The sequence below is a fragment of the Shimia marina genome, assembly GCF_001458175.1.
Taxonomy (GTDB): Bacteria; Pseudomonadota; Alphaproteobacteria; order Rhodobacterales; family Rhodobacteraceae; genus Shimia; species Shimia marina.
The window spans coordinates 26762-51356 of the sequence record NZ_CYPW01000006.1 but is presented as its reverse complement, the minus strand read 5'-3'; the positions used below and the strand labels follow the sequence as shown (position 1 = coordinate 51356).

Annotated in this window: 19 protein-coding genes and 1 tRNA gene; 12 read left to right on the top strand and 8 right to left on the bottom strand. The window is 58.6% G+C overall.

What is annotated here, in order from left to right; all coding sequences use genetic code 11:
* Positions 1-101 precede the first annotated feature (101 nt).
* On the top strand, positions 102-1007 hold the full coding sequence (locus SHM7688_RS02130; RefSeq protein ID WP_058238379.1) for a LysR family transcriptional regulator: 906 nt from the start codon (positions 102-104) through the stop codon (positions 1005-1007).
* A 140-nt stretch (positions 1008-1147) separates the two neighbouring features.
* Here the strand turns inward: SHM7688_RS02130 and SHM7688_RS02125 are convergent, their stop codons facing one another.
* The 4 genes from SHM7688_RS02125 to SHM7688_RS02110 all read right to left on the bottom strand — a co-directional run bounded on the left by SHM7688_RS02125 (position 1148) and on the right by SHM7688_RS02110 (position 7964).
* Positions 1148-3175 carry an NADPH-dependent 2,4-dienoyl-CoA reductase gene (locus SHM7688_RS02125; RefSeq protein WP_058238378.1) on the bottom strand — a complete coding sequence of 676 codons (2028 nt, stop codon included), beginning with the start codon at positions 3173-3175 and terminating at the stop codon, positions 1148-1150.
* Positions 3176-3545: 370 nt separating this feature from the next.
* Positions 3546-7064 (bottom strand): DNA polymerase III subunit alpha, encoded by a 3519-nt coding sequence (gene dnaE, locus SHM7688_RS02120; RefSeq protein WP_058238377.1) that lies wholly within the window; start codon positions 7062-7064, stop codon positions 3546-3548.
* A gap of 161 nt (positions 7065-7225) precedes the next feature.
* The gene (locus SHM7688_RS02115; RefSeq protein WP_058238376.1) at positions 7226-7420 is read right to left on the bottom strand and encodes a SlyX family protein; all 195 of its coding nucleotides are present in this window, start codon (positions 7418-7420) and stop codon (positions 7226-7228) included.
* Positions 7421-7469: 49 nt separating this feature from the next.
* Positions 7470-7964 (bottom strand): helix-turn-helix domain-containing protein, encoded by a 495-nt coding sequence (locus SHM7688_RS02110; protein ID WP_058238375.1) that lies wholly within the window; start codon positions 7962-7964, stop codon positions 7470-7472.
* A 167-nt stretch (positions 7965-8131) separates the two neighbouring features.
* Here SHM7688_RS02110 and SHM7688_RS02105 point away from each other — a divergent pair, with 167 nt between their 5' ends.
* The 6 genes from SHM7688_RS02105 to SHM7688_RS02080 all read left to right on the top strand — a co-directional run bounded on the left by SHM7688_RS02105 (position 8132) and on the right by SHM7688_RS02080 (position 16546).
* Positions 8132-8833 carry a YqiJ family protein gene (locus tag SHM7688_RS02105; RefSeq protein ID WP_058238374.1) on the top strand — a complete coding sequence of 234 codons (702 nt, stop codon included), beginning with the start codon at positions 8132-8134 and terminating at the stop codon, positions 8831-8833.
* Positions 8834-8875: 42 nt separating this feature from the next.
* Complete coding sequence (locus SHM7688_RS02100) at positions 8876-10564, top strand: flotillin family protein (protein ID WP_058238373.1); 1689 nt, start codon at positions 8876-8878, stop codon at positions 10562-10564.
* Between the two features lie 184 nt (positions 10565-10748).
* The gene (gene hisS, locus SHM7688_RS02095; RefSeq protein ID WP_058238372.1) at positions 10749-12251 is read left to right on the top strand and encodes a histidine--tRNA ligase; all 1503 of its coding nucleotides are present in this window, start codon (positions 10749-10751) and stop codon (positions 12249-12251) included.
* A complete protein-coding gene (locus SHM7688_RS02090; protein WP_058238371.1) occupies positions 12251-13336 on the top strand; it encodes an ATP phosphoribosyltransferase regulatory subunit in 1086 nt (361 codons plus the stop codon). The genes hisS and SHM7688_RS02090 overlap by 1 nt, the downstream gene beginning before the upstream one ends.
* Entirely contained in the window at positions 13333-14031 is a 699-nt protein-coding gene (gene hisG / locus SHM7688_RS02085) for an ATP phosphoribosyltransferase (RefSeq protein ID WP_058238370.1), read from the top strand. The genes SHM7688_RS02090 and hisG overlap by 4 nt, the downstream gene beginning before the upstream one ends.
* Before the next feature lie 154 nt (positions 14032-14185).
* Entirely contained in the window at positions 14186-16546 is a 2361-nt protein-coding gene (locus SHM7688_RS02080) for a Tex family protein (RefSeq protein WP_058238369.1), read from the top strand.
* A gap of 166 nt (positions 16547-16712) precedes the next feature.
* On the opposite strand, the gene aroQ is transcribed toward SHM7688_RS02080, so the two are convergent.
* Together aroQ and SHM7688_RS02070 are read right to left on the bottom strand one after the other, a co-directional pair.
* The gene (gene aroQ, locus SHM7688_RS02075; RefSeq protein WP_058238368.1) at positions 16713-17150 is read right to left on the bottom strand and encodes a type II 3-dehydroquinate dehydratase; all 438 of its coding nucleotides are present in this window, start codon (positions 17148-17150) and stop codon (positions 16713-16715) included.
* A gap of 121 nt (positions 17151-17271) precedes the next feature.
* Positions 17272-17348 (bottom strand) — tRNA-Met (locus SHM7688_RS02070).
* Between the two features lie 343 nt (positions 17349-17691).
* Between SHM7688_RS02070 and phnC the strand changes: the two genes are divergently transcribed.
* From phnC to SHM7688_RS02045, 5 genes are all read left to right on the top strand, one after another.
* Positions 17692-18522, top strand: a complete 831-nt coding sequence (gene phnC / locus SHM7688_RS02065) for a phosphonate ABC transporter ATP-binding protein (protein ID WP_058238367.1) — start codon at positions 17692-17694, stop codon at positions 18520-18522.
* Between the two features lie 58 nt (positions 18523-18580).
* Positions 18581-19483 (top strand): phosphonate ABC transporter substrate-binding protein, encoded by a 903-nt coding sequence (phnD, locus tag SHM7688_RS02060; RefSeq protein ID WP_058238366.1) that lies wholly within the window; start codon positions 18581-18583, stop codon positions 19481-19483.
* A 67-nt stretch (positions 19484-19550) separates the two neighbouring features.
* Positions 19551-20444, top strand: a complete 894-nt coding sequence (gene phnE / locus SHM7688_RS02055) for a phosphonate ABC transporter, permease protein PhnE (RefSeq protein WP_058238365.1) — start codon at positions 19551-19553, stop codon at positions 20442-20444.
* Entirely contained in the window at positions 20441-21766 is a 1326-nt protein-coding gene (phnE, locus tag SHM7688_RS02050) for a phosphonate ABC transporter, permease protein PhnE (RefSeq protein ID WP_058238364.1), read from the top strand. Before phnE (SHM7688_RS02055) ends, phnE (SHM7688_RS02050) begins: the two co-directional genes overlap by 4 nt.
* A gap of 129 nt (positions 21767-21895) precedes the next feature.
* A complete protein-coding gene (locus SHM7688_RS02045; protein ID WP_058238363.1) occupies positions 21896-22513 on the top strand; it encodes an LbetaH domain-containing protein in 618 nt (205 codons plus the stop codon).
* A gap of 66 nt (positions 22514-22579) precedes the next feature.
* Here the strand turns inward: SHM7688_RS02045 and SHM7688_RS02040 are convergent, their stop codons facing one another.
* On the bottom strand, positions 22580-23761 hold the full coding sequence (locus SHM7688_RS02040; protein WP_058238362.1) for an alpha-D-ribose 1-methylphosphonate 5-triphosphate diphosphatase: 1182 nt from the start codon (positions 23759-23761) through the stop codon (positions 22580-22582).
* A gap of 89 nt (positions 23762-23850) precedes the next feature.
* Complete coding sequence (phnF, locus tag SHM7688_RS02035; protein ID WP_058238361.1) at positions 23851-24564, bottom strand: phosphonate metabolism transcriptional regulator PhnF; 714 nt, start codon at positions 24562-24564, stop codon at positions 23851-23853.
* Between the last annotated feature and the right edge of the window lie 31 nt (positions 24565-24595).

Here is a 24595-nt window from a genome sequence, read left to right as displayed (position 1 = left end):
ACGATCTAAGCAAAACCCCGATATTGTCCGGCCTCTGCCCATATCCTGCCCGATTTCGGGGGCATCTCTTGTGTCCAAGGAAGACATTAGAGGACATCAAGATGGATCGCCTGACCGAAATGGAAGCTTTTGCCACCGTCGTGGATCAGGGCGGATTTACGGATGCCGCAAAGAAGATGGGCATCTCCAAGTCGGCGGTATCCAAACATGTATCCTCTCTTGAAGCGCGTCTTGGTGCGCGACTTCTCAACCGGACAACGCGCCGAGTTTCGCCAACTGAAATTGGGCTGGCTTATTATGATCGGGCGCGGCGTGTGCTGAACGATGCCGGCGAAGCCGATGCGCTGGTCACATCCATGCAATCCGCGCCCTCTGGTCTTCTGCGTATTTCGGTGGCGACGGACTTTGGGGTGAACCACCTCTCACCTGTATTGGGAGAGTTTCTCAGTGAGTTCCCTGAAATCACAGTGAATATGGAGCTGAACAATCGCTATGTGGAGCTGATTTCCGAAGGCTTTGACATGGCTATTCGGATCGGAGAGCTTGAAGACAGCACATTGCGCGCTCGCAAGCTGACAGAGACAACGCGACGTATGATTGCCAGTCCGGCCTATTTCGAAAAATACGGTCGCCCTGAGAAGATTGATGATCTCAATCATCACAAGCTCTTGCATTACTCCAGCCAGTCCAACGGCGCCGTGTGGAAGCTGACCGCCCCCTCCGGTGAAAAGCGGCAGGTGCGTACTGCGGGGTGGCTTTCTGTAAACGATGGGCAGTCGCTTTTGAACGCGGCGCAAGCTGGCCTTGGCATCGCTTACCTGCCAAGTTTTCTTTATGCGGATGCGTTGGAAGAGGGTCTGGTGGAAGAAGCGATTCCTGATCTTCCAGTTGAGACGCAGGGCATCTATGCGGTCTATCCTCCCGGACGGTTTACGCAGCCTAAGGTGCGGGCATTTATAGACTTTCTCGTGCATGCCTTTGCTGAGAAAGGCCCGACCAACTGGTAACGGATTTTTGAACTTTCCCTAGCTTTCCTTGAAAGCACCTTGACCCGGTACAGAAGTGTCCGGGTCTCTTTTTTGCGTTTGTGACCGCAATGAAAAAGGAGCGCCAAGGCGCTCCTTTCATCGTCGCATATTTCTACCACTCAGAATGTGGCGGCCAGACGTGTGCCCTGATTGATGGCACGCTTCGCATCAAGCTCTGCGGCCACATCGGCACCGCCAATCACATGACAGGTAACACCCTCCGCTTCCAACGCATCGGCAAGGGTTCGATCAGGGAGTTGGCCTGCGCAGATCACCACATTGTCCACAGCGATCACGCGGGGGTTTTCACGCGCTTCGCCAAAGGAGATATGTAGGCCGTCGTCGTCAATGCGCTCGTAGTTGACGCCTCCGATCATTTCGACGTTCTTCATTTTCAATGCGGCGCGGTGAATCCAACCCGTTGTTTTTCCGAGGCCTTTTCCCAGTGCCTTGGCTTTGCGCTGCATCAGGGTGACTTGGCGGGCTGGCGCGTGGGGTTGTGGGCCTTCTGGGGCAAGACCGCCGCGGTGCTCTGCAGGGTCAGAGACACCCCATTCTACCATCCATTCGGGCAGGTTCTCTGTGAGGCTCTCACCTTCGTGCACAAGAAACTCGGAAACATCAAAGCCGATGCCGCCTGCACCGATTACGGCAACCCGTTTACCAACCGGTTTTTTGTCACGCAGCACATCCAGATAAGACAGGACTTCGGGGCGATCCTGCCCTGGAATGCCTGGATCACGTGGGACGATACCGGTCGCGATCACCACTTCATCGTAGCCTGCTAGCAGCTCGGCGGTTGCTTCCGTGTTGAGTCTAACCTCAATTTCGAGCTCGGCAATCATGGCTTCATACCAGTCCACAAGCCCCCAGAACTCTTCCTTGCCGGGGATCTGCTTGGCCACATTCAGTTGGCCGCCCAATTTGTCTGACCGGTCGATCAATGTGACCTTGTGGCCGCGCTGCGCTGCGGTCATTGCGGTTGCAAGGCCAGCTGGGCCAGCGCCGACGATGGCAATCGACTTTACATCAGAGGTCGCCAGAATGGGGAGCTCAGTTTCGTGACAAGCTCTTGGATTCACAAGACAAGATGTGAGTTTTCCGCCAAATGTGTGATCCAGACAAGCCTGATTGCAGCCGATACAGGGAGCGATATGGGCGGCTTTGCCGTTGGCGGCTTTGTTCACGAAATCGCTGTCTGCGAGGAAGGGGCGCGCCATGGAAATCATGTCCGCGCAGCCCTCCGCCAGCACCTCTTCGGCCACTTCCGGCGTGTTGATGCGGTTGGAAGTGATGACGGGGATGCCGACTTTGCCCATCAGCTTTTTGGTGACCCAGGCAAAGGCGCGGCGGGGCACGGAGGTGGCGATGGTTGGGATGCGCGCTTCGTGCCAGCCGATACCGGTGTTGATGATGGTTGCGCCTGCTTTTTCGATCTCTTGTGCCAGCTGCACCACTTCTTCGTGGGTGGAGCCATTGGGCACCAGATCAATCATCGACAGGCGGTAGATGATGATGAAATCTTCGCCCACAGCCTCGCGACAGCGGCGCACCACTTCGATGGGCAGGCGGATGCGGTTTTCATAAGAGCCGCCCCAGCGGTCGGTGCGTTTGTTCACATGGCTGCAGATGAACTGATTGAGGAAGTAGCCTTCGCTGCCCATGATCTCCACGCCGTCATATCCAGCTTCACGCGCGCGGACTGTAGCTGTGACAAAGTCTTGAATTTGCTTCTCAATTCCCTCTTCGTCCAGCTCTTTTGGTGGGAAGGGAGAGATCGGAGATTTGATTGCGGAGGCGGAGACGCAGTTGGGCCCGTAGGCATAGCGGCCCGCATGCAGGATCTGCATTGCGATCTTGCCGCCAGCTTCATGCACGCGGTCTGTGACGACCCTGTGATTGGTGATGTCCTGCTCTGTAAACAGGCCCGCAGCACCGGGGAAAACGCCGCCTTCCATTGAGGGTGCCATCCCGCCGGTCACGATCAGCGCGACGCCGCCACGGGCGCGTTCGGCGTAAAATTCTGCAACGCGATTCCAGTCCTTGGTTTCCTCAAGTCCTGTGTGCATGGAGCCCATCAGGACTCGGTTTTTCAAAGTGGTAAAGCCCAGATCCAACGGGGCGAGCATATGTGGGTATGTGGTCATAGGTGCCTCCAGGGTGCCTCCTCATATTGTGCTTGACCAAAACGTAAACCTGTAGGGCTGTCACCCCCGAACGCCGCGTCAGATGTCAAATCCCGGCGTCGGGCTGTTGCGTGTTCTGGGGGGCGTTAACTCGCAAATGGCGCGTCGGTATTGGGTCAGTAATACGGTGGTATCACGTCGGTGAATGTTTGCTGTGGCGCAGAAAGGTTAAACGGGCGTGCGCTCCGGGATGCGCTTGCCACAGGCGCAAGCAATATCAGGAGGGCACCACGCTTAGGCTCAAGGCGTAGCCTTGAGCCATGCCCAACGCCGACCAAGCGGCCCTAGTCGCCGCGCCGGGTCTGGCGGCGGGAGGTGTTGCTCGCCGGGTTTAGACCTCTTCGACGGCCATCACCCCTTCCACGGATTTCAGCGCGCTTTTGATCTGGGGATTCACCGGGAAGCCCGCGCCCGCGTCAATTTCCACTTCACCGGGCAGCTCCATATTGGTGAGGCAGAACCAGATCGGCCCCTTGGGCATGTTCTTCATAGTCTGTTTGGCGCCTTCCAGAATATTGGCCACCGGTCCCACGGCGCTGGCGTCATCCAGATAGATCTTGAGACCAGAATTACCTGCATCTGCCACAATGGTTTCCACGGGGGTCATGGATTGCGCCAGCAGCTTGAGCTGATCGCTCTCCATTTCCGCTTTCACCGTCACAACAACTTTGGAGCCCACTTCCAGATATTCGCGGCACTTCTCCAAGGTGTCAGAGAAGATGGTGACCTCGTAGGCCCCTGTGGGATCAGACAGCTGCGCAAAAGCAAAACGGTTGCCGCGTGCAGATTTGCGCTCTTGGCGGCCAGAAACCCGCCCGGCCAGTTTGGCAATACAGGGACCACCGCGCGCTTTATCGGTGAGCTCGTCCAGCGTCATCACCTGCTTGCGCTTCAGCGGGGCCATATAATCTTCCAGAGGGTGACCTGACAGGAAAAAGCCAATTGCTTTGGCCTCCTCATCCAGCCGCTCTGCCTGCAGCCAGTCGCCGGCAGGGGAGAGCCGGGGTTCCGGCAGGTCGTCGCCCGCTTCGCCAAAGAGCGAGACCTGATTGGAACTTTTCTGCTCATGGATGGCGGCGGAGTAGTTCACCAGCCCGTCGAGGCTTTCCATCACCCGACGGCGATTGCCATCAAGCTGATCAAAGGCACCGGAACGTGCGAGCATTTCCAGCGGGCGCTTACCCACTTTCTTGAGATCCACCCGGCGGGCAAAATCAAACAGCGTGGCAAAAGGCTTGTCGATGCCATCAACCTTGCGCCCCTCGGTCACCAATTTCATGGCTTCCAAACCGACGTTCTTCAGTGCTCCAAGCGCATAGACAAGCGCACCATCGACCACCTTGAATGTCGCATCAGAGCGGTTGACGCAGGGGGGCACATAGGGCAGTTTCAGCGCCTTTTTGACTTCTTCAAAATAGATGGCAAGTTTGTCTGTGAGGTGGATATCGCAGTTCATCACCCCGGCCATAAATTCCACCGGGTGGTTGGCCTTCAGCCAGGCAGTCTGATAGCTCACCACCGCATAGGCGGCGGCGTGGGATTTGTTAAAGCCGTAGTTGGCGAATTTTTCCAGAAGGTCGAAAACCTCGCTGGCTTTCTTGGCGGGAACGCCGTTTTCGGCCGCGCCTTTTTCGAACTTGGGCCGCTCGGCGTCCATCGCCTCTTTGATTTTCTTACCCATGGCGCGGCGCAACAGGTCCGCACCGCCAAGGGAGTAGCCGGCCATGACCTGCGCGATCTGCATCACCTGTTCCTGATAAACGATGATGCCCTGTGTTTCCTCAAGGATGTGGTCGATCAGCGGGTGGACCGATTGAATCTCGCGCAGCCCGTTTTTGACTTCACAATAGACCGGAATGTTTTCCATCGGGCCCGGACGATAGAGCGCCACAAGCGCAACGATGTCCTCGATACAGGTGGGTTTCATGCGCTTGAGCGCATCCATCATGCCGGTGGATTCCACCTGAAACACGGCCACGGTTTTGGCGGCGGAATAGAGATCATAGGTGGGTTTGTCATCCAGCGGGATGGCGTTGATCTGGTTTTCGGCACCCTCTGCAGGCTCATAAAGCTGCGTGCCATCGGCGGCCACATGCAGCGGGCGGTTTGAGCTGTGGATCTGCTCAATGGCGTTTTGAATGACTGTCAGAGTTTTCAGGCCCAAGAAGTCGAACTTCACCAGACCGGCCTGTTCGACCCATTTCATATTGAACTGGGTGGCGGGCATGTCAGAACGCGGATCCTGATAGAGCGGCACCAGCGCGTCCAGCGGGCGGTCGCCAATCACCACACCAGCGGCGTGGGTTGAGGCGTTGCGCAACAGCCCCTCAACCTGCTGGCCATAGGTCAAGAGCCGGTTCACCACCTCTTCTTTCTGCGCCTCCTCGCGCAGACGTGGTTCTTCTTTGAGGCTGTCGGCGATGGACATGGGCTTTACGCCCTCCACCGGGATCAGCTTGGAGAGGCGATCCACCTGCCCATAGGGCATTTGCAGCACGCGTCCGATGTCGCGCACGGCGGCTTTGGACAGGAGTGCACCAAAGGTGATGATTTGCCCCACTTTGTCGCGGCCGTATTTCTGCTGCACATATTTGATGACCTCCTCGCGGCGATCCATGCAGAAGTCGATGTCAAAGTCGGGCATCGACACCCGTTCCGGGTTGAGGAAGCGCTCAAACAGCAGGGAATAACGCAGCGGGTCAAGGTCGGTGATGGTCAGCGCATAGGCCACAAGGGATCCCGCACCAGAGCCCCGCCCGGGGCCCACCGGAATATTGTGATCTTTGCCCCATTGAATGAAGTCCGCAACAATCAGGAAGTAGCCGGGAAAGCCCATGCCTTCGATGATGCCCAGCTCAAACTCTAGCCGTTCCTGATATTCCTCTACACTGACCGCATGGGGGATCACCGCCAGCCGTTTCTGCAGGCCTTCGTTGGCGATGCGGCGCAGCTCTGCCACCTCGTCATCGGCAAATTTCGGCAGAATCGGATCACGGCGATAAGTGGCAAAGGCACAGCGTTTTGCGATTTCCACTGTGTTTTCAATGGCCTCAGGTAAATCCACAAAGAGCGTGATCATCTCTTCTTGGGATTTGAAATAATGCTGTGGGGTCAGGCGGCGGCGGCCGTCCTGTTGATCCACATAGGCGCCTTCTGAAATACAGATCAGCGCATCATGCGCCTCATACATATTGGTGGTGGGGAAATAAACATCATTGGTGGCCACCAGTGGGATCCCCATGGCATAGGCCATCTCCACAAAGCCCCGCTCTGTCAGCCGCTCAGCTTCGGGTTTGCCATCCTCACCGGGGTGGCGTTGCAACTCCACATACAGCCGGTCGGCAAAGATCTCCTTGAAGCGCGCCATCATGGTTTCTGCTGCGGCGCGTTGCCCGTCGCGCATCATCCGTCCCATGGGGCCATCCGGCCCACCAGTGAGACAGATCAACCCCTCTGAGCGCTCCGCCAGCTCCTCAAGCGTGACTTGCGGCAGCTGGCCTCCTTTGTCCACATAGAGACAGGAGGAGAGCTTCATGAGGTTTTCATAGCCCTGCTCAGTCTGACTCAGCAGCACGATGGGTGCCGGTTTTGGCGCTTGTGTGCGTCCGCTCGGATCGTCATGGGGCATATGCAGATCCACCTGACACCCCACGATGGGCTGAATGCCCGCGCCTTGGGCGGTCACCGAGAATTCCAGCGCCGCAAAAAGACTGTTGGTGTCGGTGATTGCCACCGCCGGCATGCCCATATCGGTGCAAAGGCCGGGCAGTTTCTTGGCGCGCACGGCCCCTTCAAGCAGGGAGTATTCCGTGTGCACACGCAGGTGAATGAATCGAGGATCTGTGGTCATTGCGCCAAGCTATCTTAGCGCGCAGGGCGAGGAAACCGCAGAGGCTTCATTTGGTCAAAAATATCCCGGGGTGGCCACATCACAGATGTGGCAGGGGCAGCGCCCCTTCAGGCTCAGCGCAGCTGAGCCACCGAAAGGCATTTTCACCGGGGTATTGCCTCTTAGTAGTGCGGCGGGCGCTCATCTCCCATGACCACGCCGCCACCGCCGTCGCTTTCACGGCTGGCTTCGCGCTCCATGAGCATTTGTACGCGGCGGGTCAGTAGGGCAATTTCACTGTCCTGACGGGCCACCACATCGCTGAGCTCTTCCACGGTGCGGGTCAAATGGGCAATCTGTTCTTCAAGCTGTTCCATAAGGCGGCATAGGCGCGAAGGGTGCGGAAGGTCAAGCGATCCGCGCCGCTCACTCCTTGGTTGGTTTTGCCGAGGCTGGGGCTTGGTTTGGGTCTTGGGGGCGGTGTTTCCAGAAGTCGGAGGGCATGTCGTGCAAAAGCTCTGCGGTTTTGTCATCCACCCAGTCTTGCTGTTCATCGGCAGGCCATGTGGCAAAATCGGGCTCCTGCAAGGCCAGCATCTGTGCCGTGGCGCAGGCCTGATGATACTTCAGGCGTTCCACCGGTTCCTTGGGGACAATGGCATAGACAAAGCGTCCGCCCATGGCTTCTGCAAGGCGCTGCATCTGCTTGAGGGAGACCGCGCCGTCCACTTCGTTGCGTTCCGCCTGATAGACCGCGTTGCGGCTGACGCCTTTGCGTTGCGCCACCTGATCTGCGGACATGCCAAGCGCGCGGCGCATCGTGGCAATCCAGCCGCCTTCCGGCATGGGCCAGCTTTCCGTCTGCGCGGCGGCCTGATCCAATAGGCGAGACAGTTTGCGGCGGCGTATGAAATCGCCCATGCGTGGGACCTCATGATCGTGGCCCCCCCATGGTGGAGCTAAAAAACTACATTTTCAATATGGTTTTTACACAAATATCATATCTTAACATTGAAAATATTGTGACCTATGCACATATATAGATTAACAAAAATATCGAAATGAGGGAATTTTAGTGAGATGTAAACATGTTTAGCGTGTTTTTGGATCCCGGATCTTTGCCTTTTTCGGTGGCGTTGACGGTTGTTGCAGCTCTGTTTGCTTTGGAGTTGATCGGCTCTTTGATCGGTTTGTCCTTTATGGGGGCGGGCGCAGAGGGGGCGGATATGGACTTCGATGTGGATGCAGATTTTGATCTGACCACCGGGGTCGATATTGATCTGGATGCGCCGGATGTGGATATGGCGGCCGATCTTGAAGCGGGGGATGCCGTAGAGGTTGGGCCTTCTGCTGTGCTTGGGTGGTTGGGCATGCGTGGCGTGCCATTTCTGATCTGGTTTGTCTCTCTGCTGACCCTGTTTGGCCTGAGCGGATTGATCTTGCAGGGCACACTTGCAGCGCTGTTTGGCAAGGGGATATCCCCACTTGCCGCTTCAGCCCTGGCCATGTTCCCTGCGCTGGCGGGCACGCGCGTGTTGTCCAACTGGGTGGCTTTGTTGATGCCCAAGACGGAAACCACGGCGCTGCGGGCGCGCCATCTGGGCGGCTATAGCGGTGTGATCACCCAAGGAGTGGCGGCGCGGGGGCGCCCGGCGGAGGCCAAGATCAAAGATCGCCACGGCAACACGCATTACCTGCGCGTGGAGCCTCTGGAGGAGGACGCAAGCTTTGCCCAAGGCAGTGACGTCACCATCATTCGTAAGCGCGGCGACAAGTTCTTTGTGATCTGAGCGCCGTGCCAATCAAAAAACAACACTTTAAGGAGTTGAAATATGCTTTCAGCGATTATGCTCATTTTGACCATTGCTGTGATCATTGTCTGTCTGCTGCTGTTTATTGGCCTGATCATGGCGCGGCTTTATAAACGAGCCACCCGTGAGACCTCGCTTGTGAAAACCGGATCCGGTGGGCGCAAGGTTGTGATGGATGGGGGCACGGTGGTTGTGCCATTCCTGCATGAGATTTCCGAGGTCAATATGAAGACCTTGCGGCTGGAAGTGAGCCGTGTGAATGATCAGTCCCTGATCACCAAAGACCGCATGCGTGTGGATGTTGGCGTCGAATTCTATGTGTCGGTGAATGCCACCGAAGATGGGATCTCGCGCGCAGCGCAGACGCTTGGGGATCGCACGTTCAATGTGGACCAGCTGCGCGAGATGATCGAAGGGAAACTGGTGGATGGTCTGCGGGCGGTTGCCGCGCAGATGACCATGGATGAGCTGCATGAAAACCGCGCCAGTTTTGTGCAGGAAGTGCAAAACGCCATTTCTGAGGATCTGCTCAAAAACGGTCTCGAGCTGGAAGCTGTGTCTTTGACCGCGCTAGATCAGACGCCGTTTGAAAGTCTGGATGAGAACAATGCCTTTAACGCGGTGGGGATGCAGAAGCTGGCGGCGGTGATTGCCACCTCGCGCAAGACCCGTGCGGAGATCGTGGCGGAGGCGGATGTGTCAGTGGCGCGCTCTGAGATGGAGGCGGAGAAGCGCAAATATGAGATTGAGCGGGAGCAGAAAGAAGCCTCGATCAATCAGGAGCGTGAAATTCAGATGATGCAGGCGGCGCAGGAAGCAGAGATTGCGCGCAAACAGGAAGAGTCGGATCGCTCCAAAGAAGAAGCGCGGATTGAGCGTGAGCGCGCGGTGCGCTCAGCGGAGATTGAGCGGGAGCGGACCATCCGCGAAAGCGAGATCGCCAAAGAGCGTGAGCTTGAAGTGGCCGATCAGGAACGTCAGATCATCGTGGCGCGCAAATCTGAGGAAGAAAGCCAGGCGCGTGCATCGGCGGATGCGGCGCGGGCAGAAGCCAAGAAAGCCAGCGAGGCCATTGAAACGGCCCGTGCGGTTGCCGAGGCAGAGCGTCAGAAGCAGATTGCCATCATCGAAGCCAAGAAAGAGGCGGAGCGCCAGGCCACCGCGATCCGTCTGGCGGCAGAAGCTGAGAAAGACGCGGCAAGCGACCGGGCCGCAGCACGTATGGAAGAGGCGCAGGCGGATGCGGATGCGCTGACCATTCGGGCGGCGGCGAAGAAGGCGGATCTGCTGGCAACAGCGGAAGGTCAGACCGCGATTGCCAACTCAGAAAACGAACTGAGCCGCGACATCATTGAGATGAAGCTGCGTCTGGCGATGCTGGAAGCGATGCCACAGATTGTGGAGCAGATGGTGAAACCTGCCGAGAAGATCGACAGCATTAAGATTCATCAGGTCACAGGCATGAATGGCGCGCAGAGCGGAGGCACCGGTGAGGCGGGCACGCCCGTCAATCAGGCGCTCGACTCTGTGTTGGGTATGGCGCTGCAGATGCCGGCCATGCAGGCGCTGGGCAAGGAGCTTGGCATCAGTTTGGAAGACGGCCTTTCTGGTGTGACCAATGGTTTGGTTGCGCCCAAAGCCAGCCAGCCTGCGGTAGAGGGGGCTGCGGAAGGCGGCGCGGAGGCAGCGGAACCCGAAGCGCTTCAGTAAGCGGCTCTCTGAAAGAAGCCTATTGCCCCCGGTCTTTGGTCGGGGGTTTTTGTTTGCTGGCGTTTGCAGTGGTGCGCAGGGACTGCGCACCCTACGGCGTCTGGTTGTTACAAAGCCTTTCCTTGCTCCTTTGCACCCCTTTCGGTAAAGGCACAGGCGTAATTATTTCACAGGGACCATAGCGATGGCCAAGCAGAAGAAAGCCCCCCGCCCCAAGGCAGTCACGCCAAAGGGCTTCCGCGACTATTTTGGTGTGGAGGTGACCGAGCGCACCGAGATGCTGCATCAGATCGCCGGGGTTTATCATCGCTACGGATTTGAGGCGCTGGAAAGCAGCGCGGTGGAGACCGTTGAGGCGCTGGGCAAGTTTCTGCCGGATGTGGATCGCCCCAATGAAGGTGTCTTTGCCTGGCAGGAATTTGATGAGAAAGATCAGGGCGACTGGATGGCGCTGCGCTATGATCTGACCGCGCCTTTGGCGCGGGTCTATGCGCAGCACCGCAATGATCTGCCGAACCCTTATCGCCGTTATGCGATGGGCCCAGTGTGGCGCAATGAAAAGCCCGGCCCCGGGCGCTATCGCCAGTTTTATCAATGTGATGCGGATACTGTCGGCACGGCGAGCATGGCGGCAGATGCGGAAATTTGCGCGATGCTGTCTGACACGCTGGAGACCGTTGGCATTCCGCGCGGGGATTTCCTTGTGCGGGTGAACAACCGCAAGGTCATGAACGGCGTGTTGGAAGTGATGGGGCTTGGTGAAGATCAGACGGCAAAAGATAACGTGCTGCGCACCATCGACAAATTCGACAAGGTGGGCGAGAGCGGCGTGCGCGAGTTGCTTGGCAAAGGTCGGTTGGATGCCTCTGGTGCTTATATCGACGGTGTGGGTCTGTCTGAGGGTCAGATCGAGCCGGTGATTGCCTTCCTGACCTCCAAAGCGGACGATGTGGCAAAGACCTTTGACAATCTGCGCGGCGCGGTTGGCGCGTCTAAAGTGGGGGCTGAGGGCATTGCCGAGCTGGAACAGATTGGCGAGCTGCTGGCCGCTGGTGGCTATGGCCGTGACCGGATTGAGATCGACCCCTCCATTGTGCGCGGTCTGGGTTACTACACCGGGCCGGTGTTTGAGGCCGAGCTGACTTTTGAAATTCTCGATGAAAAGGGCCGTAAACGGCAATTTGGCTCTGTGTCCGGCGGTGGTCGTTACGATGGTCTGGTGAAGCGGTTCACGGGTCAGGAAGTGCCTGCGGTTGGGGTTTCCATCGGGGTGGATCGCCTGCTGGCGGCGCTGCGCGAAAAGGGCCGGATGGGTGGCGTGGCCACGGGGCCGGTGGTGGTGACCGTGATGGATCGCGACCGGATGGCGGATTATCAGGCCATGGTGGCTGAGCTGCGCAATGCGGGCATTCGCGCCGAGGTCTATCTTGGCAATCCGAAGAACTTCGGCAACCAGCTGAAATACGCAGACAAGCGCAATAGCCCTGTGGCCGTGATCGAAGGCGGGGATGAGAAAGCCAACGGTGTGGTGCAGCTCAAAGACCTGATTTTGGGCGCAAAAATTGCCGAGAGCGCCACATTGGAAGAGTGGAAGGAACGCCCAAGCCAGTTTGAGGTGCCCCGTGGGGATCTGGTGGCGAAAGTGCGCGAGATTCTGGCATCTCAAAGCGAAGAACAGGCAGGCTGATGACGCAGAAATCCAAGATCCGTGCGCGGGCGGCGGCTTTGGCTGCTGGCTTTGAAGCGGCGGGGGCGGTGCCGGTGGAAACACCTGTGCTTTTGCCAGCCGAAGCCTTGCTCGACCTTTATGGCGAAGACATTCGCGGGCGCGCCTATGTGACCTCCGATGCGTTGCGGGGGGAGCAGATGCTGCGCCCCGATTTTACGGTGCCCGTGGTGCAAATGCATATGGCCCATGGGGCTGAGCCTGCACGCTATACCTACGCCGGTGAGGTGTTCCGGCGCCAAGAAGATGATGCCGCGCGGGCCAATGAATATATGCAGGTCGGCTATGAGGTGTTTGATCGCGAGAACCCTGCGGCGAGTGATGCCGAGGTGTTTGCGGTGATTGAACGTGCCCTCAAGGGTGTCGAGTTGCGTGCGGCCACCGGGGATATGGGTATTCTGGCAGCCGCCGTGGCGGGGCTGGATACCACCGAGGCGCGCAAAGCGGCACTGGCGCGTCACATTTGGCGACCTCGTAAATTCAAAGCGCTGCTGGATCGTTTTGCAGGGCGCAGCGAGATGCCTGCGCGTCGCGCGGCTTTGCTGGCGCAAGAAGATCCGATGACGCATGGTTTTCCTGATATTGGTCTGCGCTCGCAAGCTGAGGTGGCTGCGCGGGTTGCAGCTCTGAGCGAAGATTCAGAGGCTGCACCGATTTCACCTTTGCAGGTGGAACTGATTGAGGCGCTTCTGAACATTCGTGAAACCCTGCCCAATGCGTTGGAGCAGGTGCGGGACCTGGCGGTGGATCTGCCGGCGATCACAGAAGCGGCGTTTCGGTTGCGCGACCGGATTGATGCGCTTGCGGCGCGGGGCGTGGATGTGGAGAACCTTGAGTTTGAAGCCAGCTATGGCCGCACCTCGATGGAATATTACGACGGGTTTGTCTTTGGCTTCTATGTGCCCGGTCGGGCCGATCTGCCGCCAGTGGCCACGGGCGGACGCTATGATGCGCTTACCCAAGTGTTGGGACAGGGACGTGAAATTCCAGCGGTGGGCGGCGTGATCCGCCCCGGCATTCTGGTGGATCTGGAGGAGGCGGCATGACCATCAAATTGGGTGTGCCCTCCAAAGGGCGTCTGATGGAGAAAACCTTTGACTGGTTCGGTGCGCGCGGCGTGCAATTGAGCCGGACGGGGTCGGACCGGGAATATGCCGGTGCCGTTGAGGGCGTTGAGGGCGTTGAACTTGTGCTGCTCTCTGCTGGAGAAATCCCTCGCGAGCTGGCGGCTGGACGGATCCACCTTGGCGTGACTGGCACCGATCTGGTGCGCGAAAAGCTGGGCCAATGGGAGCAGCAGGTGCAGGAGATGGCGGAGCTTGGCTTTGGCCATGCGGATCTGATCATTGCCGTGCCGGGCTGCTGGGTGGATGTGAATACGCTGGAAGATCTGGATGCGGCGGCGGCGGCCTTTCGGGCCACACATGGCTTCCGCATGCGGATTGCCACCAAATATCACCGGCTGATCCGAGAATTTCTGCGCGACAATGGTGTGGCGGATTATCAGCTTGTGGACAGCCAAGGCGCCACCGAAGGCACGATCAAGAATATGACGGCGGAGGGCGTGGCCGATATCACCTCAACGGGGGATACGCTGCGGGCCAACCATCTGAAAATTCTGGATGATGCCTTGGTTCTGAAATCGCAGGCCACATTGTTCAGAAGCCGCAAGACGGCCATGGATGACGAGGAACGCAAGGTGATGGCCGGGCTTCTTGTCAAGCTTGGTCTGGACGACTGAGCCGCTGAACCCTAAGAGCCCCAGCCGATGATGGGTGGGGCGCGGTTTTGCGGCGGTGTTTTCGGCGCATTTCTTCTCAGCAGGGCAATCCGCACTTGGCCCTGACGCGGGCAATGCTAAGAAGGGTCTCCCAAGGCTTTGAGGAGACCCCCCCGTGGACACAAGCACCCGCATTTTCCGCACCATTGCAGGCGAGATCGCTGCCAAACAAGATCAGGTTGGCGCGGCTGTGAAGCTTTTGGATGAAGGCGCGACGGTGCCTTTTGTGGCGCGCTACCGCAAAGAGGTGACCGGGGGCTTGGACGACAGTCAGCTTCGGACATTAGCGGATCGGCTGGCCTATCTGCGGGAGCTGGAAGCGCGGCGAGAAACCGTGGCGGCCTCTATCACCGAACAGGGTAAGATGACCGATGCCTTGGCTAAGGCCATTGTAGGTGCTGAGACCAAAGCGGCGCTGGAAGATATTTACCTGCCATACAAACCCAAGCGCCGCACCAAGGCGATGATTGCACGCGAGAACGGGCTGGCCCCATTGGCAGAGGCCATTTTAGCGGATCGGACTGCCGATCCGGAGGTGCTGGCGGCGGGCTATATCTCTGACAACGTGGCGGATGTGAAAGCGGCACTGGATGGCGCGCGCGATATCGTCGCCGAAGGGCTGACAGAGAACGCCACGCTTTTGGGCGAGCTGCGCAGCTTCTTGCAGAAAGAGGCGATTGTGGCGGCGAAGGTGATTTCTGGCCAAGAACAGGCGGGCGCGAAGTTTTCGGATTACTTTGAGCATTCTGAGCCATGGTCCAAAGTGCCAAGCCACCGGGCGTTGGCGATGATGCGGGCCTCCAAGGAAGGCGTGATCACGCTGGACATTGGCCCGGATGCGGAGGGGGGCAAAGAGCGCGCCGAAGAAATGGTGGCCAGCTATCTGGACACACGCAGCGATGCACCCGGCGATAAATGGCTGCGCAAGATCGCGGGCTGGACATGGCGGGTGAAGTTGAGCCTGAGCATGACGGTGGATTTGATGGGCGAGCTGCGCGCGCGGGCGCAGGAAGAGGCCATTGCCGTGTTCGCGCGTAACCTGAAAGATCTGCTGCTGGCGGCACCGGCGGGGGCAAAGGCCACCTTGGGGCTGGATCCGGGCATTCGCACGGGATGTAAAGTGGCGGTTGTGGATGCCACCGGCAAGCTTTTGGATACGGCCACGATTTATCCGTTTCAGCCTAAGAACGATGTACGGGGGGCTGAGGCAACCCTGATGGCCTTGATTGCCAAACATGGCGTGGAGTTGATCGCGATTGGCAACGGCACCGCAAGCCGGGAGAGTGAAAAGCTTGTGGGCGAGGTGCTGAAACTGTTGCCCAAAGGGGTGAAACAGCCCACCAAAGTGGTGGTAAGTGAAGCAGGGGCCTCGGTCTATTCCGCAAGTGAGCTGGCGGCACGGGAGTTCCCGGAGTTGGATGTGTCTTTGCGTGGGGCGGTGTCGATTGCGCGGCGCTTGCAGGATCCATTGGCGGAGTTGGTGAAGATTGAGCCGAAATCCATCGGGGTTGGTCAGTATCAGCATGATGTGGATCAGCATCGCCTGAGCAAATCGCTGGAAGCGGTGGTGGAAGATGCGGTGAACGCGGTTGGCGTGGATCTCAATATGGCGTCGGCCCCCTTGCTGGCACATGTGTCCGGTCTTGGGCCCGGTCTGGCAGAGGCAATTGTGGCGCATCGGGATGCAAATGGCGCCTTTGGTTCGCGCAAGGAGCTGTTGAAAGTGGCGCGGCTTGGGCCGGTGGCCTTTGAACAATGTGCCGGGTTTTTGCGGATCAGCGAAGGGGATGAGCCGCTTGATGTCAGTGCGGTACACCCGGAAGCCTATGATGTGGCGCGCAAGATTGTTTCGGCTTGTGGCCGGGATGTGCGCAGCCTGATGGGGGATGGCGCGGCGCTGAAGCGGCTGCGGGCGGAGGAGTTTGTCTCCGAGAAGTTTGGTCTGCCAACGGTGCGCGATATTCTGAGCGAGTTGGAGAAGCCGGGGCGGGATCCGCGCCCGACGTTCAAGACCGCGACTTTTGCGGATGGGGTGGAAGAGATTTCAGACCTCAAGCCCGGCATGGTGCTGGAAGGCACGGTGACCAATGTGGCGGCCTTTGGGGCCTTTGTGGATGTGGGCGTGCATCAGGATGGTCTGGTGCATGTGAGCCAGCTGGCTGATCGTTTTGTGAAAGACCCACATGAGGTGGTGAAAGCCGGGGATGTGGTGAAGGTGACGGTGACCGAGGTGGATGTGCCGCGCAAACGCATTGGCCTGTCCATGCGCAAGGATGGCGGGGCCTCAGCGAAGGAAGACCGCAATGCGCGGGCCGGGTTTGGCGGTAAGGGCCGCGGTGGGCCTGCTGGCGGCGGTGGCGGGCCCCGCGGCAAGGGACCGCGCGGTGGTGGCAATTACAGTGCCAAGCCCAAGCAACAGGACGGCGGCAATGGTGCGCTGGGCGCGGCGCTGTTGGATGCGATGCGCAAGAAGTGAGCTAACTGAGGGACGCGCCCGACCCTGGGTGGGCGCGCCCAGACTTCGCAGGGCGCGGGGTGGATCGGATCACGCGCTCGGGTTCATCCATATGTGACAGTGCAGTACGCCCTCCCGTGGGGAGAGGCGGGCACGTCCCGTGCCTGCAGCACGTGACCTAGCAGGATCAGCCCAGTAGCGTGCCCATACGGCGCATGGCCAGCGCGTAGCCTTCCACGCCGAAACCCGCAATCACGCCTTCGGCGCGGGCAGACACATAGGAATGATGCCGGAAGGCCTCACGTTTGTGGATGTTGGAGATATGCACCTCCAGCACCGGGCCTTCAAAGGTGTTGAGCGCATCAAGAATGGCCACGGAGGTGTGGCTGTAGGCGGCCGGATTGATGATGATCCCGGCGCCTTGCGTGCGCGCCTCATGTATCCAGTCGACCAGTTCGCCTTCGTGATTGGATTGCAGCAGCTTGACCGACAGGCCAAGGGGCGCGCCGACTGCGGCGCAGGAGGTTTCGACATCGGCCAGCGTGTCGTGGCCGTAAATCTCCGGCTCGCGTTTGCCCAGAAGGTTCAGGTTGGGGCCGTTGAGGATGTAGATTGTGCTGCTCATCTGCGGTCTGCCTTTTGTGATGCTTATGACTTAGCGGGAAAGCGGACCATGTCACAAGAGGGTGTGTCGTGGCCGAAAAAACGAAGCCCGGATGGTGATCCATCCGGGCTTCTAGAATTCTTGGTGGCGGTACAGGGACTTGAACCCCGGACACGCGGATTATGATTCCGCTGCTCTAACCAACTGAGCTATACCGCCGTAAGTGGGGTGCGATTTAGGGTGTTCGCGCGGCAGGGTCAAGAGAGAAATCGACATGGCATGCCGGGTTTTTTAAATTGCGTTGGTTTGTCAGCATTTCTGACAGATGCGGTTGTCGTGAGGCGGCCACTGCTAGGCTTGTCTGGGTGGTTTGGACCGGTTCGTCTGGGGGGCAGGTCAATTTGGCGGCCTATGTAGCTATGTAGCTCAGACCGAGTCGTGACAGGTTTTTGGCAAAGGTATTGAGTAAGTCTTGCTTCGTTACACAACCTTCATTGAATCGACATTTAAGGTTTGAATTCGGCTTGTAGCTCTCGCCCCGCATTAGACGTGGGGACAAACCGTGCTGAATATCGAGAATCTGACCAAGGCCTTTGGCCCGAATGTGGCGGTGGATGCAGCAAACATCACCGTGGACAAGCCGGCCATGATTGGGATCATCGGGCGCTCTGGCGCAGGGAAATCCACATTGTTGCGGATGCTCAATCGTCTGTCCGATGCCACCAGTGGCCGCATTGCTTTTGAGGGCAGTGATGTGACCGCGCTACAGGGCGCTGCCAAGCGCCGCTGGCAAAGCGAATGCGCGATGATCTTTCAGCAGTTCAACCTCGTGCCGCGTCTGGATGTGGTGTCCAATGTGCTGCATGGCACGCTGAACCGTCGCAACGCGCTGGCAACGATGTTCAATCTTTATCCCAATGCGGACATCCATCGCGCGATCGACATTCTGGACCGTCTGGGCATTGCCGAACATGCCGCCAAACGCGCCGAAGCGCTTTCCGGTGGGCAACAGCAGCGTGTGGCGATTGCCCGTGCGCTGATGCAAGACCCCAAGATCATTCTGGCCGATGAGCCGATTGCCTCGCTGGATCCGATGAACGCACAGGTGGTGATGCAATCCCTGCGTCAGATCCACGAAGAAGATGGCCGTATGGTCATTGCCAACCTGCACACTTTGGACACCGCACGGCGCTATTGCGACCGTGTGATCGGCATGCGCGATGGGCGCATCGTGTTTGACGGCACGCCCGCGCAGCTGACCACCGGTGTGGCGCGCGACATCTATGGTGCCGATGCCTCCTTTAGCGAAGCGGCCACCTCGACCGAGATCGAGACGCTGGACCGTCCGGAAGGCTTCAAGCCTGCCGCCGCCGCTTCCCCCGAACTTGCCTGACTTTCATCACACCCCACGCGACGGATGCGTGGGGTTTTTACCAACTGGAGAGAAAACGATGAAAAAACTGCTTGCTGCCATTCTGGCGACCACCGCTCTGACAACGCCTGTTTTCGCGGAAGAAATCAGCGAATTCCGCATTGGTCTGCTGGGGGGCGAAAACGCTCAGGACCGTCTGAACAACAACGAGTGCCTGCGCGCGAAAACCGAAGAAGTGCTGGGCGTGCCCACCAAACTGTTCGCTCCTGCGGATTACAACGGTGTGATCCAGGGCCTGCTGGGCGGCACCATCGACATGGCATGGCTGGGCGCATCCGGCTACGCAAAGACCTATCTGTCTGACCCGGAAGCGGTTGAGCCGATCCTGGTGAAAGTGAACGTGGATGGCGGCTATGGCTACTACTCCATCGGTTTTGCTCGCAAAGACAGCGGCATCACCTCTCTGGAAGACATGAAGGGCAAGACCTTTGGCTTTGGCGACCCGAACTCCACCTCCGGCTTCCTGATCCCATCCATCGAAATCCCAGAAGTGACCGGCTCCACCATGACCTCTGGGGACTACTTCGGCGAAGTGAAATTCTCCGGTGGCCACGAGCAGACCATCGTTGGCGTGAACAACGGCGACTTTGACGGCGGTGTGACTTGGGCCGACGGTCTGGGCGAGTGGGAAGACGGCTACAACTCCGGCGCGCTGCGTCGTGCGGTTGACGCGGGTCTCGTGGACATGAACGAACTGGTCAAAATCTGGCAGTCCAAGCCGATCCCAGAAGGTCCAATCGTTCTGCGTAAAGCGCTTCCTGAAGACGTAAAAGTGAAGTTCACCGCGCTGATGGCCTCCCTGCCATCCATCGACCCAGACTGCGCCTATGGCGTGCTGTCCGGTGAGGCCAAAGGTGTTCAGCCGATTGGTCATGATGCTTACGAAGTGATCATCGAAGCACGTAAACTGAAGTCCAACTAAAGCGACTTCACCATTTTGAGCAGGCCCTGCGTATCCGCAGGGCCTGTTTCCTGACTGAGGGGCTCTCATGACAGATATGACCGGCATGTCCCGCGATGCGGGCGGCATTCGTGCAGACTACATGGCGCAGGTGCGACGCAAACGCATGATGGATGGCATCATCCTGATTGTCTTTGTCACTTTGATGGTGACGGGGTTTATGGTTGCGGATGACCGCAATGCCGGCGGATTCTGGGAGGGTCTGCACAGGTTGTTTGATTTCCCCAAGGAAGTTCTTGGGGAGGCTTTTGAGAAAGTGGGAGAGCTGCCCGCGCATCTCTGGAAATTCCTGCCTTCGTTGATTGAAACGATCAATATCGCGGCGGCCTCCACGCTGATTGGCACGATGCTGGGAATGGTGTTGTCGCTGCTGTCCACACGTGGCATGGCCAAATGGCCGCGCCTCATTCCGCTGTTTCGCCGGATCATGGACATCATGCGCGCCATGCCGGAAATCGTGATCGCGCTGGTTCTGATCTTTGTGATGGGCGGCGGGCCGGTGCCGGCCATGGTGGCGATTGCCTTCCACACCGCAGGTGCGATGGGCAAGCTGTTCTCCGAGGTCAATGAAAACGCCTCACTCAAGCCTGTGGAGGGGCTGCAATCTGTCGGTGCAAGCTGGACCCAGCGCATGTGGCTGGGGGTGATTCCACAGGTGGCGCCAAACTACTTCAGCTACGCCCTGTTGCGCTTTGAGGTGAACATCCGCGCCTCTGCCATCCTCGGCTTCGTAGGGGCGGGCGGCATCGGCTATGAGCTGCGCAATGCGATGAGCTGGGGCAAAGGCCAATATGATGAGGCCGCGGCGATCTTCATTCTGCTGTTTGCCACCATTGTGGTGGTGGATCAGCTTTCCTCTCTGGTGCGTGAGCGCCTGACACACGGCAAAACTGAGCGCAAACTTGAGAAGGCCTCGGCATGAGTATCACAGCCAATGAAACCGACTTTCTGAAGATCCAGGCGGATCGCCACTTCGCCAAGAAAAAGCTGATGAGTTTTGGGCTGCCTGTGTTGGTGGTGGCCTATCTGACCTATATCTTCTTTGCGTTCGATATTTTGGGGTTGGCGCAGCGCTTTGAGGCTGACAATGCTCGCGCGCTGGTGGCAGACAGCTACAGCTACAAAACCCATGTGACACGCGACAACCGGTCAGGCGATGTCTCCGTGGCGATCGAGGGGGAGCGCAAGGGCACCTATCCGAAGGGCACCTCTCCTGAGTGGGTCACGCTTGGGGACACCGATACGGTGATTGATCTGGGTGATGGCCATGTGGTGACATTTGGGGCGGATAATTTCGTCAGCTATGATGTGCCGGAGTATGGCGTGATCACGGCGCAGCCAAGCCGCGCCAAAGGGGTACAGGCAGTTTTGCCGGAAGGCGAAATGCCGGAATGGATCAATGCCTCCAAGAACCGCATGACCATCACCACCGAAGCCGGGCGGCTGACCATCACTCGCAACCGCACCGAGGTGTTCCGGTATTTTACTGGCTGGGAGCTCTTCTTCTTCACGCTCGATAGCCCCTATCACGGTCTGCCTGTGGGAGAGGTGATGGCGCGCGCGCTGGGCGGTGAGGCCTCTGCGATCTGGCAGGATTTCTGGACCAATAAGATGTGGCGCCATCAGGATGTGGCTTGGGCGATTTTTGAGACCATTCTGATGGCCTTCCTTGGCACGATGGGCGCGGCCATGGTCGCATTACCGCTGGCCTTTTTGGCGGCCAAAAACTTCACTCCGCTGGTGGTTGTGCGCCAAATCACCCGCCGCTTTTTTGACTTTTTCCGTGGTGTGGATGCTCTGATCTGGACCATTGTTCTGGCCCGTGCTTTTGGCCCCGGCCCTCTGACAGGCGCTCTGGCCATCCTGATCACAGATACGGGCTCCTTTGGCAAAATGTTCTCTGAAGCTCTGGAGAATGTGGATCAGAAACAGATCGAAGGGGTGCAGTCCACCGGGGCAAAGCCGATCCAGCGCTATCGCTTTGGGGTGATCCCTCAGGTGACGCCGGTTCTGATGAGCCAGGTGCTGTATTTCCTGGAATCCAACACCCGCAGCGCGACCATCATTGGCGCGATCACCGGCGGCGGCATTGGCCTGATGCTGACACAGGCGATGATCACCCAGAAGGACTGGGAAGAGGTGACCTATTACATCGTGCTGATCATCCTGATGGTTATGGTGATGGACTGGTTCTCTGGCTGGCTGCGCCGCAAGCTGATCACAGGAGACGAGAGCGGACATTGATCCGCCCCGTTTTTAAAGATGCCTTCGGCGAGAGTATTTCCAGTCAGAAGAAGCGGGCGGCGGCGTGCTTCTTCTGACCTTAAATATTCCCGCCGGAGGCAAAAAGTTTAAAGGCAACAGGAGCCGCCCATGCCCAGACTTTCGGCAGAGCACCCCACCATCCACGCAGATTGTATTCTGCATGAGGCGACGTTTGGGCGGTATGTGGAGATCGGGCAGGGCAGCCGGATTATTTCAGCGCATTTTGACGACTATTCCTATTGTGATCGCATGGCCGAAGTGGCCAATGCGCAGATTGGTAAATTTGCCAATATCGCGGCCTTCACACGGATTGGCGCCACGGATCATCCGATGGAGACGGCTTCGCTGCACCATTTTCTATACCGATCTGATGATTATTTTGAGGGGACAGAACCGGATCACGCCTTCTTTGAGCAGCGTAGTCAGCGCGTGGCCTCAATTGGCCATGACACCTGGATTGGGCATGGGGCGATGATCAAGCCCGAGGTCACTTTGGGCCATGGCAGCATCGTGGCGAGCGGGGCTGTGGTGACCAAAGATGTGCCGCCTTACATGATTGTGGCGGGCATGCCTGCGACACCGTTGCGCGCGCGATTTAGCCCGGCCGTGGCGGATCGGCTGCTGGCGCTGGCTTGGTGGGACTGGCCCCATGAGGATTTGCACGCAGCGCTGATGGATTTTCGTGCGCTGTCTGCCGAAGCTTTTCTGGAAAAATACAACGGGTGATCCGCTTTGACAGTCGAGGCCTGTTGAAGACCATGTGGATCGTGAGGGCGTACAGCTCGCGGCGGATCACTCCGCAGCGAGTTGCGCGCCTTGCAGGGCTGAGAAAAACCGTCGTGCCGCCGTGCCTGTCAGATGCGTGATGTGGCCGGCCACGATGGTGCCTTCGATGGCGTGGGTGACAGGGTGCACGATGGCAATATCTGCGCGTTTGCCAAGGTCCAGCGACCCCCGGTCCTCCAAATCCATGATGGTCGCAGGATTGGATGAGATCATCGCCCATGCTTGCGGCAGATCACAGAGCCCGTCTTCCACCAGACGAAATGCGGCTTTGGACAGCGCTGGGTAGTGGTAGTCTGACACAAGAGCATCACAGAGGCCGTCGGCTACCAGGCGTGCGGCCTGGATATTGCCAGCCTGACTGCCGCCGCGCACGATGTTGGGGGCGCCCATGATCACGTGATCGCCCACGGCCTTGGCAACGGCGGCCGGACCGCGGGTTGTGGGGAATTCGCAAATCCGCGCCCCCAGCACCGAATAGCGCTCGCGCGTGTCGCCATCCGGGTCATCATGGCTGCCATAGCGCACACCGATCCGGTCAAACTGTTCTGCCAGAGAGCAGAGATAGCGCGGCACCCGTGGGCTTTCATCAAAGGCCGCCCGAACCAGCGCCATATGTTCTTCTGCTGTGCGCCCGGCCTTTTTGGCCCAGAGCGCGATTTCTTCAGGCTTTTCACGCGCCAGCATCAGGGCTTCTTCGAGGTGGTTGTTAAACACCACATAGTCGATCTCATGCGCTTTGATTGCGGTGAGAAGCCGGTCATGGGTTTCTGTTGTGTGGGTTTCACAGCGAATTTGAATGCGCAGGTCTGTATGGGCGTGCGCGCGGTAGCGATCCAGCGCCGCCATCAGGCTTTCGGCGGCCTCTGGCCCGCGATGGCCGCCTTCCCAGCTCCAGCTTTGGGCCAGCCAGGCGGTTGTGACACCATTGGCGGCAGCGTCGCGATCTGTGGCACGCAACCCCATTTCCATGGGGAACGGGGCGGAGGGGCGTGGCGCAATATGTCTTTCAAACGCGTCACCATGCAGATCGATGATGCCCGGCAGCAACAGATATTCAGAGAGATCCACCTCCGGCAGGGCCGCATCTGTGATTTTTCCGGCGTGAAAGGCCAGTGGGCGCTCTTGTAGAGCGCCGTTGCACAAGACTTTTGCACCGGTCAGGCGCAGGGAGGGTTCGAAGCTGGACATAGGGATGCTCAATCTGATTTTGAGCCTCTTCTATGGGGGTTTTATGTCGTCTGCGTGACGGTCCGTGCTCTGGAAAACCGGAGGTTGGATTATTCGGCCATGGTCAGGGTGACGCGATCTCCGGCAAACCACGTGGTGCCAAATTCCACCGGTGTCTGTGTTGTGTCCACATTCACGGCAACGGTGCGCAGGATCGGATCACCTTCGGCAATTTTTAAATGCAGCGCCTGTGTTGCGCTGGCCCGTTTTGCGCTCATGCGGGTGGAGGCGCGGGTGTAGTCTGCAACGCCGTGTTCCTTGAGGGCTTCGGTGACAGAGCGCAGTCGATCGAGGTCTTGAAGCAGACTGGGAAAGCGCTTGGACGGGAAGGCGCTGCGAAACAGAGCAATCGGGTTGTCATCCACCAGCGAGAGCCCGTCGTAGACATGCACCTGTGAACCGGGAGGCAGGTCGAGGGCGCGGCATTCCTTCTCATCAGCGCTGCGGGTTTCCAAATGCAGGACGGCTTTGCCGGGCAGGCGGCCCGCCTGTGTGATATTGCGATGAAAGCGGACACGTTTGCCAATGGCGTAGTCGGTGGGCACCTGCGCGACATAAACACCGGCACCGCGGCGTGCATGTACGAGGCGGTTCTCGGCGAGAGACTTCAGGGCATGTCGCACTGTGTGGCGATTGACGCCAAAGCGTGCGGAGAGCTCTGCCTCTGTTGGCAGTTTGTCCCCCGGGCCATAGCGGCCTTCGGCAATGTCTTCGGTCAGGGTGTTAGCGATGGAGTGCCAGATCGGTGTGCGTTTGCGGGTCATGGATGGGCCTGTGTCATGAAAACTTCATGCG

Bases quoted from the DNA above. Each gene is read 5' to 3' on its own strand.
- phnD (WP_058238366.1), top strand. From the start codon at position 18,581: ATGAAAAAACTGCTTGCTGCCATTCTGGCGACCACCGCTCTGACAACG.
- dnaE (WP_058238377.1), bottom strand. From the start codon at position 7,064: ATGACCACAGATCCTCGATTCATTCACCTGCGTGTGCACACGGAATAC.
- SHM7688_RS02130 (WP_058238379.1), top strand. From the start codon at position 102: ATGGATCGCCTGACCGAAATGGAAGCTTTTGCCACCGTCGTGGATCAG.
- SHM7688_RS02115 (WP_058238376.1), bottom strand. From the start codon at position 7,420: ATGGAACAGCTTGAAGAACAGATTGCCCATTTGACCCGCACCGTGGAA.
- SHM7688_RS02090 (WP_058238371.1), top strand. From the start codon at position 12,251: ATGACGCAGAAATCCAAGATCCGTGCGCGGGCGGCGGCTTTGGCTGCT.
- SHM7688_RS02100 (WP_058238373.1), top strand. From the start codon at position 8,876: ATGCTTTCAGCGATTATGCTCATTTTGACCATTGCTGTGATCATTGTC.
- SHM7688_RS02045 (WP_058238363.1), top strand. From the start codon at position 21,896: ATGCCCAGACTTTCGGCAGAGCACCCCACCATCCACGCAGATTGTATT.
- phnE (WP_058238364.1), top strand. From the start codon at position 20,441: ATGAGTATCACAGCCAATGAAACCGACTTTCTGAAGATCCAGGCGGAT.
- SHM7688_RS02110 (WP_058238375.1), bottom strand. From the start codon at position 7,964: ATGGGCGATTTCATACGCCGCCGCAAACTGTCTCGCCTATTGGATCAG.
- SHM7688_RS02040 (WP_058238362.1), bottom strand. From the start codon at position 23,761: ATGTCCAGCTTCGAACCCTCCCTGCGCCTGACCGGTGCAAAAGTCTTG.
- hisS (WP_058238372.1), top strand. From the start codon at position 10,749: ATGGCCAAGCAGAAGAAAGCCCCCCGCCCCAAGGCAGTCACGCCAAAG.
- SHM7688_RS02125 (WP_058238378.1), bottom strand. From the start codon at position 3,175: ATGACCACATACCCACATATGCTCGCCCCGTTGGATCTGGGCTTTACC.
- hisG (WP_058238370.1), top strand. From the start codon at position 13,333: ATGACCATCAAATTGGGTGTGCCCTCCAAAGGGCGTCTGATGGAGAAA.
- phnF (WP_058238361.1), bottom strand. From the start codon at position 24,564: ATGACCCGCAAACGCACACCGATCTGGCACTCCATCGCTAACACCCTG.
- SHM7688_RS02105 (WP_058238374.1), top strand. From the start codon at position 8,132: ATGTTTAGCGTGTTTTTGGATCCCGGATCTTTGCCTTTTTCGGTGGCG.
- aroQ (WP_058238368.1), bottom strand. From the start codon at position 17,150: ATGAGCAGCACAATCTACATCCTCAACGGCCCCAACCTGAACCTTCTG.
- phnE (WP_058238365.1), top strand. From the start codon at position 19,551: ATGACAGATATGACCGGCATGTCCCGCGATGCGGGCGGCATTCGTGCA.